At 69.2% G+C, this 13,693-nt stretch carries 13 protein-coding genes; 6 read left to right on the forward strand and 7 right to left on the reverse strand.

The features are described 5' to 3' along the window. Positions 1–29: 29 nt before the first annotated feature. Both AB0K05_RS10530 and AB0K05_RS10535 read right to left on the reverse strand, forming a co-directional pair. Complete coding sequence (locus AB0K05_RS10530; protein WP_271277779.1) at positions 30–1,010, reverse strand: GNAT family N-acetyltransferase; 981 nt, start codon at positions 1,008–1,010, stop codon at positions 30–32. Between the two features lie 29 nt (positions 1,011–1,039). Further along, positions 1,040–1,285, reverse strand: coding sequence for a DUF2630 family protein (locus AB0K05_RS10535; protein WP_271277778.1), 246 nt, complete (start codon positions 1,283–1,285; stop codon positions 1,040–1,042). A 37-nt stretch (positions 1,286–1,322) separates the two neighbouring features. Between AB0K05_RS10535 and ddaH the strand changes: the two genes are divergently transcribed. Further along, positions 1,323–2,081, forward strand: coding sequence for a dimethylargininase (gene ddaH, locus AB0K05_RS10540; protein WP_364228376.1), 759 nt, complete (start codon positions 1,323–1,325; stop codon positions 2,079–2,081). Positions 2,082–2,245: 164 nt separating this feature from the next. Next, entirely contained in the window at positions 2,246–3,952 is a 1,707-nt protein-coding gene (gene leuA, locus AB0K05_RS10545) for a 2-isopropylmalate synthase (RefSeq protein WP_148033427.1), read from the forward strand. Positions 3,953–4,073: 121 nt separating this feature from the next. Here leuA and AB0K05_RS10550 read toward each other — a convergent pair whose 3' ends face one another. From AB0K05_RS10550 to AB0K05_RS10570, 5 genes are all read right to left on the reverse strand, one after another. Then, positions 4,074–4,406, reverse strand: coding sequence for a hypothetical protein (locus tag AB0K05_RS10550; protein WP_364228378.1), 333 nt, complete (start codon positions 4,404–4,406; stop codon positions 4,074–4,076). Positions 4,407–4,657: 251 nt separating this feature from the next. Then, positions 4,658–6,859: a hypothetical protein gene (locus AB0K05_RS10555; RefSeq protein ID WP_364228380.1), complete on the reverse strand. Its 2,202-nt coding sequence runs from the start codon at positions 6,857–6,859 to the stop codon at positions 4,658–4,660. Then, a complete protein-coding gene (locus AB0K05_RS10560; protein ID WP_148033424.1) occupies positions 6,856–7,098 on the reverse strand; it encodes a hypothetical protein in 243 nt (80 codons plus the stop codon). Before AB0K05_RS10560 ends, AB0K05_RS10555 begins: the two co-directional genes overlap by 4 nt. 307 nt (positions 7,099–7,405) lie before the next feature. Then, positions 7,406–7,606 (reverse strand): DUF397 domain-containing protein, encoded by a 201-nt coding sequence (locus AB0K05_RS10565; protein WP_271277774.1) that lies wholly within the window; start codon positions 7,604–7,606, stop codon positions 7,406–7,408. Beyond that, a complete protein-coding gene (locus AB0K05_RS10570; RefSeq protein WP_364228383.1) occupies positions 7,594–8,466 on the reverse strand; it encodes a helix-turn-helix transcriptional regulator in 873 nt (290 codons plus the stop codon). The genes AB0K05_RS10565 and AB0K05_RS10570 overlap by 13 nt, the downstream gene beginning before the upstream one ends. 147 nt (positions 8,467–8,613) lie before the next feature. Between AB0K05_RS10570 and AB0K05_RS10575 the strand changes: the two genes are divergently transcribed. The 4 genes from AB0K05_RS10575 to AB0K05_RS10590 all read left to right on the forward strand — a co-directional run bounded on the left by AB0K05_RS10575 (position 8,614) and on the right by AB0K05_RS10590 (position 13,693). Further along, positions 8,614–9,021, forward strand: a complete 408-nt coding sequence (locus AB0K05_RS10575; protein ID WP_271277772.1) for an ATP-binding protein — start codon at positions 8,614–8,616, stop codon at positions 9,019–9,021. Beyond that, positions 9,018–9,851 carry an SDR family oxidoreductase gene (locus AB0K05_RS10580; protein WP_364228385.1) on the forward strand — a complete coding sequence of 278 codons (834 nt, stop codon included), beginning with the start codon at positions 9,018–9,020 and terminating at the stop codon, positions 9,849–9,851. The genes AB0K05_RS10575 and AB0K05_RS10580 overlap by 4 nt, the downstream gene beginning before the upstream one ends. Positions 9,852–9,950: 99 nt before the next feature. Beyond that, entirely contained in the window at positions 9,951–11,330 is a 1,380-nt protein-coding gene (locus tag AB0K05_RS10585) for an MFS transporter (RefSeq protein WP_364228387.1), read from the forward strand. Next, a complete protein-coding gene (locus AB0K05_RS10590; protein WP_364228389.1) occupies positions 11,327–13,693 on the forward strand; it encodes a PEP/pyruvate-binding domain-containing protein in 2,367 nt (788 codons plus the stop codon). The genes AB0K05_RS10585 and AB0K05_RS10590 overlap by 4 nt, the downstream gene beginning before the upstream one ends.

The following is a 13,693-nucleotide window of genomic DNA, read 5'->3' on the forward strand; positions in this document are numbered from 1 at the left end:
CATTCTGCCGCGCCCGCGGACAGACCCGGTCATAGCGGAAGCCGCCACTCGTACCACTCGTCGAGCACCTCGAAGCCCATGGCCTCGTTGATCGCCAGCATGTGCCGGTTCGTGGTGGCGTTCCAGGTGACGATCCGGTCGATCCGCGGCTCGCTCTCGCGCAGCCAGAACAGGTTGGACAGCTTGAGCAGCAGGCCGAGCCGGTGGCCGCGGTGCTCCTTGAGCACCGTCGTGTCGCCCTGGTGACCCCAGCGGCTCGCGCGGCCGGCGTCCAGGTAAATGCGGGTGATCCCGGCGGGCGCGCCGTCGGAGGCGCGCCGGGCGAGCATGCTGTAACAGTCTTCGCCGTCCCGCCGCATCCGCTCCTCGGTGGCGCGTATCCGGTCGACCGGCAGCCGCTTGGCCTCCACGCCCGCGTCGCGCGGCGCGTCGTTCATGCCGTCGAGCACCGCCGCCAGCGCGGGCAGCAGGTCGTCGCCGGCCGGGCCCGTCCAGCGCTCCAGCAGGTAGCCGCCGGACTCGGGCATCATGCGGGCGAGCCCGTCCCAACCGGCTTCTCCCAGGTCGAGCACGCTGCGCGCCTGCGTGACGGCCACCGAGCAGCCGCGGGCGGCGGCGAAGGCGGACCCCGGGCCGCCGACGAGCGTGGCGCCGCCGATCAGCAGATCGCGGCCGCCGGCCCGCGCCCGGCCGGCGGCGTGGTCCAGCAGCGCGGTGCCCAGCCCCCGGCGCTGCCGCTCGGGGTGGACCGCCAGCGTGAACAGGGTGGCGAGGTGGGTGTTGTCGTATCGAGGGAGGCCCAGCGCGTAGCCCGCGACGACCCGGCCGTCCTCGACCACGGCCCACGCCTCGGCCCGCGACCCCGGCGACCCCTCCAGCAGGTAAGCGCCGAACCGGGTCCGCGACCACAGAGGCCCGGGAATCCCCGCCATGCTCGCCACGTACGTCTCGTAGAGCCCGGTGGCCCGGTCACCCGACTCGATCCGCTGGATCAGCACGGCACCAGACAAGCGCACCTCGTCCGCCCACGCGAACGGTTTTACTGACGGTAGTTCTCCACCTGGCTCGCCGGACGGCTCGACGCGCCGTCGGGGTCGTCGCCCGCGCCGCGCCGGGCGCGCCGCTGCCGCAGCAGGTCCCAGCACTGGTCGAGCGCCGCCTCCAGCTCGTTGACCCGGGCGTTCTCCTCGTCCGTGGCCAGCTCGCCCGCCATCAGCCTGGTGCGCAGGCCGTGCTCCTCGTCGACCAGCGCCTTGATCCGGTCCAGAATCTCGTCGTCCCGCATAGGGGGACTCTAACTCCCACGTGATAGAACACGCCCTATGGCTGGTCTCGCCCTGGTAAGGAAGCCCGGCCCCCGCATCGCCGAGGGCATCGTCACGAACATCCCGCGCGAGCCCGTCGACCGCGAACTCGCCGCCGAGCAGCACGCCGCCTACGTCGCCGCCCTCGCCGCCGCCGGCTGGCGCCCGGTGCACGCCCCGCCCGCCGACGACCTGCCCGACGCCCCGTTCGTGGAGGACGCGGTCGTGGTGTCCGGCCGGCTCGCCGTACTGACCAGGCCGGGCGCGCCGGAGCGGCGTCCCGAGGTGGACTCCGTCGAGCAGGCCGTACGGGGCCTCGGGCTGAACACGGTACGGATCACGCGGCCGGGCACGCTCGACGGCGGCGACGTCCTGCAGACCGGCGACACCGTGTACGTCGGCAGGTCGGCCCGCACCGACGACCACGGCATCGCCCAGCTCGCCGCGCTGCTGCCCGAAAGGCAGGTGGTGCCGGTCGAGCTGTCCGGCGTGCTCCACCTCAAGTCCGCCGTCACCGCGCTGCCCGACGGCACCCTCATCGGCGACCCCGCGCACGCCCGCCTGCCCGGCCTGCTGGTGCCGCCGGAGGAGGCGGGCGCGCACGTCGTGCCGCTGGACGGGGACACGGTCCTGATGGCGGCCTCCGCGCCGCGCACCGCCGAACTGCTGGAGAAGCGCGGTCTCGCCGTGGTCGCGGTCGACATCTCGGAGTTCGAGAAACTGGAGGGCTGCGTCACCTGCCTGAGCGTGCTCGTCCCCGACGCTCTCAGCATGTGAGATTTCGACCGGTCCACGCCGAGACGTCTGGTAGCGTGATTCGCATGCTGCGCGGGCTCCTTCTTAGCTGCCGCGGCGAGGGCCTCTAAAGGCCGGCTCCCTCGCCGCGGAGCCAGTCATGCGCGTCGGCCGCTTTCCTTCGACCGACACCCAGGAGCACTTCGATGACAGCTCAGCAGCCCAGCCGCATGCCGTTCCAGCGCTACCAACCCTTCGAGCCGATCCGGCTGACCGACCGCACCTGGCCCGACCAGGTCATCACCAAGGCCCCGCGCTGGTGCGCCGTCGACCTGCGTGACGGCAACCAGGCGCTGATCGACCCGATGGACTCCCACCGCAAGCTCCAGATGTTCGAGCTGCTGGTCCGGCTGGGCTACAAGGAGATCGAGGTCGGCTTCCCGGCCGCCTCCCAGACCGACTTCGACTTCGTACGGCAGATCATCGAAGAGGACCGGATCCCCGGCGACGTGGTGATCCAGGTGCTGACCCAGGCCAGGCCCGAGCTGATCGAGCGCACCTTCGAGTCGCTGCGGGGCGCCAAGCAGGCCATCGTCCACCTCTACAACTCCACCTCCACGCTGCAGCGGCGGGTGGTGTTCGGCATGGACAGGGAAGGCGTCACCGCCATCGCCGTCGAGGGCGCCAAGCTGGTCAGGAAGCTGGCCGAGGCGAGCGACGTCGACGTCTACTATCAGTACTCGCCGGAGTCGTTCACCGGCACCGAGCTGGAGTACGCCGTCGAGGTGTGCGACGCGGTCAACGAGGTGTGGCAGCCCACCCCCGACCGCAAGGTGATCATCAACCTGCCGGCGACGGTCGAGATGGCCGGCCCCAACGTGTACGCCGACCAGATCGAGTGGATGCACCGCAACCTGAAGCACCGCGACTCGATCATCCTGTCGCTCCACCCGCACAACGACCGCGGCAGCGCCGTGGCCGCCGCCGAGCTGGGCTACATGGCCGGCGCCGACCGCATCGAAGGCTGCCTGTTCGGCAACGGCGAGCGCACCGGCAACGTCTGCCTGGTCACGCTGGGCATGAACCTGTTCTCCCAGGGCGTCGACCCGGAGATCGACTTCAGCGACATCGACGAGATCCGCCGCGTCGTCGAATACTGCAACCAGCTGCCCGTCCACCCCCGCCACCCGTGGGGCGGCGAGCTGGTCTACACCGCCTTCTCCGGCTCCCACCAGGACGCCATCAAGAAGGGCTTCGAACACCTGGAGGCCGACGCCGAGGCCGCGGGCGTCCCCGTCGACTCCCACACCTGGGCCGTTCCCTACCTGCCCATCGACCCCAAGGACATCGGCCGCACCTACGAGGCCGTCATCCGGGTCAACAGCCAGTCGGGCAAGGGCGGCGTCGCCTACATCATGAAGGCCGACCACCAGCTCGACCTGCCCCGGCGGCTGCAGATCGAGTTCTCCAAGGTCGTGCAGGCCCGCACCGACGCCGAGGGCGGCGAGATCACCCCGGCTGACATGTTCGCCATCTTCCAGGACGAATACCTGCCGACGCCCGGCAACCGCTGGGGCCGGCTCGGCCTGATGGCCCACCGCCACGACTCGACCGTCGACGAGAAGGTCCGCCTCAACGCCGACGTCCGCGTCGACGGCGAGATCCGCGAGATCGAGGGCGTCGGCAACGGCCCCATCTCCGCCTTCATCGACGCCATCGGAGCCGCCGGCATCAAGGTACGCGTCCTGGACTACGTCGAGCACGCGCTGAGCGCCGGCACCGACGCCAAGGCGGCCTCCTACATGGAGTGCGAGGTCAACGGCGCGGTGCTGTGGGGGGTCGGCATCGACGCCAACACCACCACCGCCTCCCTCAAGGCCATCATCTCCGCGGTCAACCGCGCCTCCCGCTGACCGTCTACCTGCACCGCCCTGCATGATCTGCGGGGTTCCGGTGCCCGGCATACCGCCCACAAGGCTCGATGCCCTTTCTCGACCGCGCCTCTGCTGACCATGGGGGTGCGGTCGAGGTGTTTTATCTGGTGTTGAGTTCGCAGTTGTGTATTTCCGCGTAGCGGTTTTGGGCGATGCGCATCAGGTCGGTCAGGTCTTTCATGGCGTCTCGGCCTTTGGTGACTTGGGTCAGGTAGATGTCGATCATGCGTTCTTTGTCGCCGCAGGTGAATTTGGCGCTTACTCGATAGGGCTGCTCGGCCAGTAGGCTATCGGTGAGGTGTGCGGCCATGCCGTCGCCAAGATCGGCAGGAAGTATGATCCCACCATGCCGTGTGTAGATATTGCGCCTCCCGTTCAACAAGAAGTTCAGATGCTCTTGATTAGCGCCGCCTCCCACTTGGAGCCAGTTCACTTGTAGCGGCTTAGGGGTTCTATCGGGAGCCCAGCATGAGCCGCTCTCCTTGGTGCCGGTTGATCTTCCTGTTAGGGAATCGCTACCGCCGCTCACCAATAGAAGGGCTTGCTTAGGGATAAGTTCGCATACATACGGTGCCGAGTCCACGATGGTGTGGAGGACTGGCGCCGGTGTCGAGGCGATCTCTCTTTCTGGGGTACAAGCTGGGGTGATCAAGATGAGGAGGGCGACGAAAAGCCGGGAATGCCTCATTTGCCACCTCCGTTACGCTCTTCATTGAGACCCAGATGGTCGTGCACCATGCTAGTTTCTCGAAAGGTGCCGCAGAAACGGTCTAGCAATCCACTACTCCCACCCTTGTCGCGAACCCAGGTGAGGAACGCGCTGTACTCCTGTGGGCTCATCTCGATGAAAGGCTTGAGAGTTGGCGGACTTCCGGTGACGAACATCTCGCCTTCTCTGGGAAGCGTGTCGAGCGTACCCTTGCTCAGCATGGCTGTGGCAAGCAGTTGTTCTGCCAGCCTCTCCACTGCAAGCCGGTTGTTGACTAGCGTAAGATGCGTTTCATCCAGTCCTGACCCATGTTGGGACATGCGCTGAGCAACGTGCTCAGAAATCTGGTCATACCCGGTTCCAGCCAGCTTTTCATAACCCATGCCGAGCATTTCACCGAAGGCACCTGTTGCCAGTTCGCCTACCTTTTTTGCGCCTGGAACTGGGATCAGACCGATCGCGTCGGCCACCATGTTCTTCAGTTCCTCATCCGCCTTCTTGTCGTCCAGTCCTTTAGAGATCAGCACCTGGCGACGACTCTCCATGAGGTAATTGAAAGGGGTTGCCTCCTCCACTGCTTGATCAGTTAGAGTCTGCAAAATATCGCTTTTGTCGACCCATCCATTTCCATTAAGATCGAATCTTCGCACGTCGGCCTGTGTGAACCCGAACTCTTCAGCGTTGGAGACATTGAGGCCAACAGGAGGAGCGCCATCGAGCGCCGCGCGCATGTGCTCGACCTGCGCTCTCGTCAGCGCTGCGAAGCCTTCGTCGTTGGACGTGGCCAGCACCAGCGCGTAGGACATGTCGCCGGGAGCGACCTCGCCGAACTTGTCATGGTTCAGGTAGAGCTTCGAGAGCTGGTCGATGTTGGCGGAGATGGCGCGAGCCAATGGGTAGCCCAGTGGTGCGTACCGGTCGAATGTCTCCCGGTCCTTGATCTTCAGTTTTTCGCCACCCTGCTTGAAGGCCCGGCGCACCTCGTTGGAAATGGTCTTCGTCATCTGCGCGGCCAGTTTTTGGGAGGTGGCGTCCTGCCCAGTCGTCGCCGTGATCAGCATGCCGTTGATCGGCTCGTAGTCGTCCAGGTACTGGGAAGCACCCCACCGGGTAGTAAGCAGATACTCCAGCACCGACTCCCCCCACCCCGGCGGAGTGTGATCCAGCAGAGCATGCGATGCCTCCCGGCTGGACTTCGCCGCATGGAACAGGCTCTCCACCATCGACGAGGGTTTCTCGGTGATCGGATCCTTCGCAGATACTCCCCACCTCAACAGAGCCCCGAGGCCGAGCGAGCCGGCGAGGTCGACGATGGGTACCTGTGTACCGCCGAAGGCACGACCCAGCGCATCCTTGCTCGCCGCCCATGCGTCCTCACGCTGCTCGCGCTCGTAGACGATCACATCCCGCCCGACGACCTCCATGAACTCTTTCGAGTACGGCGGCTCCCCATCGTGCGCACGCCAGATGAGCGCCAGAGCCTGGTAACCCAGGTACTTCCCGCCGTCCGCCCCGTGCTGGGCCCGCCCTTCCTTCACCAGGTCCGCCAGGAAGCCGTCACCCTGGTAGGAGGAGTTCTTCCGGTTGGTCCCCTTGGCCAGGATGGTGCTCAGCGTGGTGAGGACGTTCCGCCCCGAGATGGAGAGCCGATTCTTGCGATCGGAGTCCCCGCGCGCCACGGCGTCGCGCAGCATCGTCGCGAGCGAGCCGGACATTCGCGTCACACCCCGGGCGCCGATCGCGCCGAGGAACGCCTTCACGAACTCCGAATCCCCCGTACGTGACGCGTACTTCTCCAGGTCCGCCAGCGCCTTGTCGTCCCCGTCGGCCACCTTCGAAGCCGCCCGCCCGGCGAGCGTCCCGTCGAGCAGGGCCTTGGCGTCATCCAAACGGTCGGGCATCTCCACGAAGCTTCCGGCGGGAGTGCTCCTGCCCAGAGACACCCTCTGCCGCTGCAACTCGTGGGCGAGGTTCTGCCGCCGTCGCAGGTCGTCGGCCTGCGTGGTGACCCGTCGGGCCAGCTCACGCAGCCGCGCCGCCGGTGCGGTGTCGAGCCCGGCGCCCTGAAGCTCGCGGTGGAGCGCCTGCGCCAGGGCCTCCAGCCGCCCGGCGGCCTCGGTGTGCTTGCCCGCCATCAGGTCGAACTCGGCCCGCTTGACCCCGCTGAACCCGCTCATGGCGTGACCGGGATCGAGGCCAGCTTCTGGTTGGCGCTGCGCACGGCCTGCGCGAGCATCGCCTGCAGTTCCCGCTGGTCGGCGCGTACCTGGGCGTCGAACCGGGTGCCCGCAGGCCCCACCCACGCGTCGCACTCCATCAGACGGCAGGAGTGGGTGAGCGCCCACCAGTGCTCGTCCGACAGCCGCTGGATCCGCTCCGCCGCGGCCCGCATCGCGTCGCGATCGAGGTCAGCCACGATGATCCCCCCGTACGGCTCGCTCCACCAGAACCAGATCAGGAGGCAGCGTCCCCCATGTCGTTCAGACGGTAATCAACAACACATCAGCAGAACAAGCGAAACAACGGTGAAAGTACGAGTGTGCGCGAGATCTGCCAGAGAATGTACGGCTTTGCTAGGTGAAACGGTGGCTGCCGCGTCACGGTGAAGAGACGTCGCGCAGCAAGAATCGACCGAGATCAACATCCTGAAAACAATGAAACCCTGGCCGTGATCGTTGAAAACAACTGAAAAGGCCAGGGTGATCAGGAAATCAGGATCGTGTCTAGTCGAACTCGCCGTCCTTCACGCCACTGATGAATGCGGCCCACTCGCCGGGGGTGAAGATGAGGGCTGGTCCGGTGGGGTTCTTGCTGTCGCGGACCCCCCGGCGCCCGCCGGAGAGTTCGGCGACCTCGACGCAGTCACCTCCATCGGGTCCCGATCGGCTGGACTTGCGCCATGTGGCTCGGTTCAGGTCGTCCATCGCTGCAGCGTCTCCTTTATCACTTTCAGTGACTCACGCTGGGGTAGCGCTTCGGAGCGAATCCCCTCATATCTGTATATTAGGACGCTGACATCATCGGGTCGATCCGTTACGCGGCTCATGACCCCAGCGGATTCGACATACGCCGTGTCGAAGACTCCGCTTGCTTGTGCGATGGAGAACCCGCCGCCAAGCCCGGTCGTGGAGCAAGCATCGAGGGGGAGGATCTGAATGGTGGACCGAGGCGTTCGGCCTGCTTCGAGGAGGCGGGTGAGCTGGGCCGCCATCACGGAGGGGCTGCCGATCGGGCGATGGAGGACCGCCTCGTCGATCACGGCCCATAGCAACGGAGGCTTGGGGCGTCGGAGAATGCTCTGACGTTCCATCCGTGCGATCACACGCTCCTCGACCTGTTCGGACGCCGTGCCGACATCCCCGCTCAGCACGGCCCTGGCGTAGTCCTCGGTTTGGAGCAGGCCCGGGACGACCAGCGGCGCCCAGGTGCGGATCGCCTCGGCCGTGGCCTCCACATCCAGCCAGGGCCGGAACCAGGGAGGAGCCGACGCGTGGCTGACCATGGGCCAGAGCCGCATCAACGCCCCTTCCGCCTCCAGGGCTTCGTCGCAGCGGCGGGCGAAATCCTCGGTCGGCGACCGCCTGGCCGTCTCGATCATGCTGATCGTCCCGACGGAGTAGGACACCGCCTTCGACAGTCGGATCTGCGACCAGCCTCGGGTTTTGCGGTGTCGCCGCAGCTCGAAACCGAAGAGCGCGGTCGGCGAATCGGCGGGGCACAGCTCGCTTTCCTTGGGCACCTGACCTCCCGGGGGGTTGCCGCCGCGTTTCAACAGCCCTTTCATCGAAACGGTTGATGGCGCATCGAAGTCAATTGACTACTGATCGTAGTCAGTATTTGGGATGGTCGGAAGGTCGATCAGGGCCGAGTTCTCCGAATGGGTGAGGGAATGAAAACAGCGGGGCCCAGAGTGGTCGGTTCGATTCGGTTGATGTGCCTTCGGGAGTCCGTCTCGTACGCCCGCGCGCACGTCCGCGGCTGGCTGGGAGGTGATCATCCTGCCATCGACGATGTCGTGCTCGCGGTGTCCGAGCTCGTGACGAACGCCCTGCGGCACTCGGACGCACGGCCGGGCGACTTCATCGGCCTCACCGTCACGGACGCGGGAGGGCTGGTCCGCGTGGAGGTGCGTGACCCCGGTTCGGCGTTCTCCGGGCCGTACGTACGTCAGGAGCCCGAGGCGGAGGACGGCCGAGGGCTGCTGATCATCCGCGAGATCTCCCAGGACTGGGGGATCGGTGAGCATGGACGCGGGCTGGGTCGTACGGTCTGGTGCCTCATCCCGGCAGACGCGCGCTCCCGGGTCCGAGGGCCGCGCCGTGACACCCTGATGGCATGAGGATCGCGGTGACCGGGGCGACCGGGCATATCGGTGGCGGGGTGGCGCGGCGGCTGGCCGGGGCCGGGTCGGAGCAGTTGCTGGTCGTACGGGACGCGAGCCGGGCGCCGAGGCTGCCCGGGGCGGAGGTCGCGGAGGCGGAGTTCGGGGACCGCGAGAAGGTGCGCGGGGCGTTGCGGGGCGTCGACGTCGTCCTGATGGTGTCGGCGTCGGAGTCCGCCGACCGGCTGGAGCGGCATTTCGCCTTTGTGGACGCCGCGGCCGAAGCGGGCGTCCGGCACCTCGTGTACACGTCGTTCGCCAACCCGGGACCGGGCGCCACCTTCACGCTGGCGCGCGACCACTGGGCCACCGAGGAGCGGATCCGCGCCTCGGGGATGGCGTTCACGTTCCTGCGCGACAATCTGTACGCGGACTTCCTGCCCGACATGGCCGGGGAGGACGGGGTGATCCGCGGGCCGGCGGGGGAGGGCCGGGTGGCGGCGGTGGCCAGGGACGACGTGGCCGACGTGGCGGCGGCCGTGCTGGGCGACCCGGCCGCGCATGAAGGAGGCACGTACGAGCTGACCGGGCCGGAGGCGCTCACGCTGGCCGAGGCGGCGGAGATCCTGACAGAGGTGACCGGGCGTGAGACCGGATACCACGCCGAGACGGTCGAGGAGGCGTACGCGTCGCGCGCCTCGTACGGGGCGCCCCGGTGGCAGGTGGATGCCTGGGTGTCGACGTACACGGCGATCGCGGCCGGTGAGCTGGAGCGGGTGACCGGGGACGTGGCGCGCGTGGCGGGACATCCGGCGACGGGGCTGGGGGAACTTCTCCGCCGAGGCTGACCACCGAGATAGGCGACGGCTGAATAGTGAACGTTGCGTTCCTTAGCAATGACGCTTACTCTCCTTAGAGAACGACTCGTTCTCTAAGGAGGTGGCGGGATGGTCGTCGTCCTGACCGGGCTGATGCTCTGCATGCTGCTCGGCGCGCTCGATCAGACGATCATGACGCCCGCGCTGCCGTCCGTGGCCGGCGACCTCGGCGGGCTCGACCAGATGCCCGCCGTGATCACCGCCTACCTGGTGGCCGCGACCGTCGTGATGCCGGTGTACGGCAAGCTCGGCGACCGGTTCGGCCGCAAGCCGCTCATGCAGGTCGCCATCGTGATCTTCGTGGTGGGCGCGGTGCTGTGCGCCACGGCCGCGAGCATGCCGCAGTTCATCGCGTTCCGCGCGGTGCAGGGCGTCGGCGGCGGCGGGCTGATGATCGGCGCGCAGGCCGTCATCGGCGAGGTGGTCAGCCCGCGCGAGCGCGGCCGTTACCTCGGGCTGATCGGGGCCGCCTACGTGGTGGCAGCCGTCGGCGGGCCGCTGATCGGCGGGTTCCTCATCGACAGCGCCGGCTGGCGGTGGATCTTCGCCATCTACCCGCCGCTGGGGCTGCTCGCCTTCGTCGTGCTCACCGCCACGCTCAAGCTGCCCAGGCCGGAGTCGCGCGCGCCCGTCGACATCGCCGGAGCGGTCACGCTCGGCCTGGCCGTCGTCGGTGTGGTCATGCTCGGCCAGACGAGGAACCCGGTGTTCCTCGCCCTGGCCGCGCTCGCCGTGCCGGCCTGGCTGGTCACCGCCCGCTACGCGACCGACCCGATCCTGCCGCTCCGGCTGTTCAGGGACCGGGCGTTCGCGGTCCCGGTGCTGATCAGCCTGCTCATCGGGTTCGCGCTCTTCGGCACCCTCACGTATATCCCCGCCTACCTGCAGATCGCCCACGGCGCCTCGGCGACCGGGGCCGGGCTGCTGGTCACCGCGCTCATGGCCGGCGTGCTGACCACCACCGTCGTCTCCGGCAGGCTCATCACCAGGACCGGCCGCTACAAGCGCTACCCCGTCGCGGGCACCGCGCTCGCCGCGGCCGGGCTGGCCCTGCTGCCGCTCGCCGCCGGCGACGCGGCCGCGCTGGCCGGCGTGCTGGCGCTGATCGGGCTCGGCGTCGGGCTCGTCATGCAGGTGATGGTGCTGGCCGCGCAGAACGCCGTCGCGTACGCCGATCTGGGCACGGCCACCTCGTCGGTGACGTTCCTGCGCCAGATCGGCGCCTCCGCCGGCGTCGCCCTGGTCGGCGCGCTCATCACCTGGCGCTTCGCCGGCGGCATGCCCGGCGCCGGCGCCCCCCTGGACACCGCCGCGCGCGCCGCCTTCGCCGAGGCCGTGCCGCCGGTGTTCGCGGCCATGTCGCCGCTGCTCGGCGTGGCCTTCCTGCTCGCGCTGGCGCTGCCCGCGCGACCTCTCCGCACCACCGCTCACGCACAGGAGACCTCATGACACTCGTCGCCCCCCTGAGCTCGTTCCGCCGCGGCGACCTCGCCCTCGCGGGCGGGAAGGGAGCCAACCTCGGGGAGCTGATCGCCGGCGGCTTCCCCGTCCCCGCCGGATTCGTGGTCACCACCGCCGCCTACGACCTGGTCGCCGCCGGTCACGCCACGCGCGCGTACTTCGAGAAGCTGGAGATCCCGGAGACCCTGCGCGGGGCGATCCTGACCGCGTACCGGGAGCTCGGCGGCGGGCCGGTGGCGGTGCGCTCCAGCGCCACCGCCGAGGACCTGCCGGGCGCCGCGTTCGCGGGGCAGCAGGACACCTACCTCAACGTCGTCGGCGAGGACGGGCTGATCGACGCGGTCCGGCGCTGCTGGGGCTCGCTCTGGTCCGAGCGCGCCGTCGCCTACCGCGACCGGCTCGGCCTCGACCACGCCGAGGTGCGCATCGCGGTCGTCGTGCAGCGCATGGTGGCGGCGGAGGCGGCGGGCGTGATGTTCACCGCCGACCCCGTCACCGGCGACCGCGGGCGGCTCGTCGTCGACGCCGGCACCGGGCTCGGCGAGGCGGTCGTCTCCGGCCTCGTCACCCCTGACCACTACGTGCTCACGCCGCGGGGCGAGATCGCCGAGTTCGCGCCCGGCCGCCGCGAGGTGGTCGTCCGCGCCCTGGCGGGCGGCGGCGTCAGCCACGAGACCGGTGACGGCGCGCCCGCCGAGCGGCTGCCCGGCGGCGTGCTGCGCGAGCTGGCCGGGCTCGGTACCGAGGTCGCCCGTCACTTCGGCCGCCCCCAGGACATCGAGTGGACGTACGCGGGCGGCGAGGTCAGCCTCGTGCAGGCCCGGCCGATGACCGCGCTGCCGCCGCCCCCGCTCGGCAAGCTCGGCCCGATCCGCCGCAGGCTCGGCACCGTCCTGATGGAGTACTTGCCGGTACGCCCTTATCCGATCGACATGTCCACCTGGGTGCCGTACGGGCCCGCCGGGCTCATGGCGCAGGTGACCCGCAAGTTCGGCCTGCGAGGGGCGTTCGACCACTTCATCGAGGAGCAGGACGGCGTCGCCTACCGGCTGGTGCCGCCCCGCCCGCACCCCTCGCCCAAGCTGCTCGTCGCGCCGTTCCTGATCTTCGCCAAGGCCCGCCGGTACGATCCCGCCCGGTGGAGCGGCGACCCGCGCTTCCAGCGCTACCTCGAAGACGTGCGCGAGCTGACGGAGCTCGACCTGGCCGCACTGCCCTGGCCGGAGCTGGTCAGGACGCCGCGCAGGGTGCTGGCCGCCGTGCGGCCCGTGGCCGGCCTGCGCACGGACTACCTGCCGCGCAGCGGGCTGTCGCTGCTGCGGCTGCGCGCCGCGCTCAAGCTGCTCGGCCGTACGGACCTGTTCGGCGCGCTGATCGCCGGCGCCCGCACCCGCACCAGCGACGCCAACCGGGCCCTGGAGGAGCTCGCCGAGCAGGCCAGGAACACCGGCGCGCTCGCCCGGGACCCGATGCCCGAGGCTTTCCAGGCGGCGCTCCGGGAGTTCCTGGCCGAGTACGGCCACCGGGAAGGCGCCAGCCCACTCCTGGTCACCCCGCCGACCTGGGCCGACGGACCCGAGACCGTGCTCGACCTGATCAAGGTGCTGGCGGCGGAACCGCCCCGGTCCGAGCCCGGCGACGACGCGATGGACCGGCTGCTCGCCCACCCGCGGCTGCGCGGCGCCCGCAAGCGGGACAAGATGGTCCGCAAGGTGCACGCCGCCCGCGCGGGGATCGCCTTCCGTGAGGACAGCCACTTCTCCTTCACGATGCCGCTGCCCGCGCTGCGCAGATCCATCGTCGAGATCGGCCGCAGGCTGCGCGACGCGGGCGTGCTCGACGCTCCCGAGGACGTCTTCCACCTCAGGCTGGAGGAGCTGGAGGCGATCGAGGACGTGGCCGCTCTCGGCGACGAGCAGGGCCGGCGGCTGCGCGCCGGCGCGACCGCCCGGGCCGCGCGGCGTGAGGAGCTCGCCGGCGTGCGGCTCATCGACCCCCGGGCCGTCTTCCCGGCCCGCGACGCCGGTGACGCGCTCGTGGCGGGCACCCCCGCGAGCGCGGGCACCGCCACCGGGCCGGTCAAGGTGGTGCGCGACCCGTCGGAGTTCGGCAGGCTCGAACCCGGTGACGTGCTGGTCTGCCCCTACACCAACCCGTCGTGGACGCCGCTGTTCCAGCGGGCCGCCGCGGTGGTCGTCGACACCGGCGGCATCACCTCCCACGCCGCGATCGTGGCCAGGGAGTACGGCATCCCCGCCGTCATGGGCACCGGCGACGGCACCTCCCTGCTGGCCGACGGTCGGCAGGTCACCGTCGACGGCGGCTCCGGTGTGGTGGTGGAGGCTCGGTAA

This window comes from Nonomuraea sp. NPDC049486, assembly GCF_040676925.1.
GTDB lineage: Bacteria > Actinomycetota > Actinomycetes > Streptosporangiales > Streptosporangiaceae > Nonomuraea > Nonomuraea ferruginea.

Excerpts from the sequence above, each read along its gene's own strand:
- AB0K05_RS10590 (WP_364228389.1), top strand. The coding sequence starts at position 11,327 with ATGACACTCGTCGCCCCCCTGAGCTCGTTCCGCCGCGGCGACCTCGCC.
- AB0K05_RS10565 (WP_271277774.1), bottom strand. The coding sequence starts at position 7,606 with ATGGACGACCTGAACCGAGCCACATGGCGCAAGTCCAGCCGATCGGGA.
- ddaH (WP_364228376.1), top strand. The coding sequence starts at position 1,323 with ATGGCTGGTCTCGCCCTGGTAAGGAAGCCCGGCCCCCGCATCGCCGAG.
- AB0K05_RS10585 (WP_364228387.1), top strand. The coding sequence starts at position 9,951 with ATGGTCGTCGTCCTGACCGGGCTGATGCTCTGCATGCTGCTCGGCGCG.
- leuA (WP_148033427.1), top strand. The coding sequence starts at position 2,246 with ATGACAGCTCAGCAGCCCAGCCGCATGCCGTTCCAGCGCTACCAACCC.
- AB0K05_RS10535 (WP_271277778.1), bottom strand. The coding sequence starts at position 1,285 with ATGCGGGACGACGAGATTCTGGACCGGATCAAGGCGCTGGTCGACGAG.
- AB0K05_RS10570 (WP_364228383.1), bottom strand. The coding sequence starts at position 8,466 with ATGAAAGGGCTGTTGAAACGCGGCGGCAACCCCCCGGGAGGTCAGGTG.
- AB0K05_RS10575 (WP_271277772.1), top strand. The coding sequence starts at position 8,614 with ATGTGCCTTCGGGAGTCCGTCTCGTACGCCCGCGCGCACGTCCGCGGC.
- AB0K05_RS10580 (WP_364228385.1), top strand. The coding sequence starts at position 9,018 with ATGAGGATCGCGGTGACCGGGGCGACCGGGCATATCGGTGGCGGGGTG.
- AB0K05_RS10555 (WP_364228380.1), bottom strand. The coding sequence starts at position 6,859 with ATGAGCGGGTTCAGCGGGGTCAAGCGGGCCGAGTTCGACCTGATGGCG.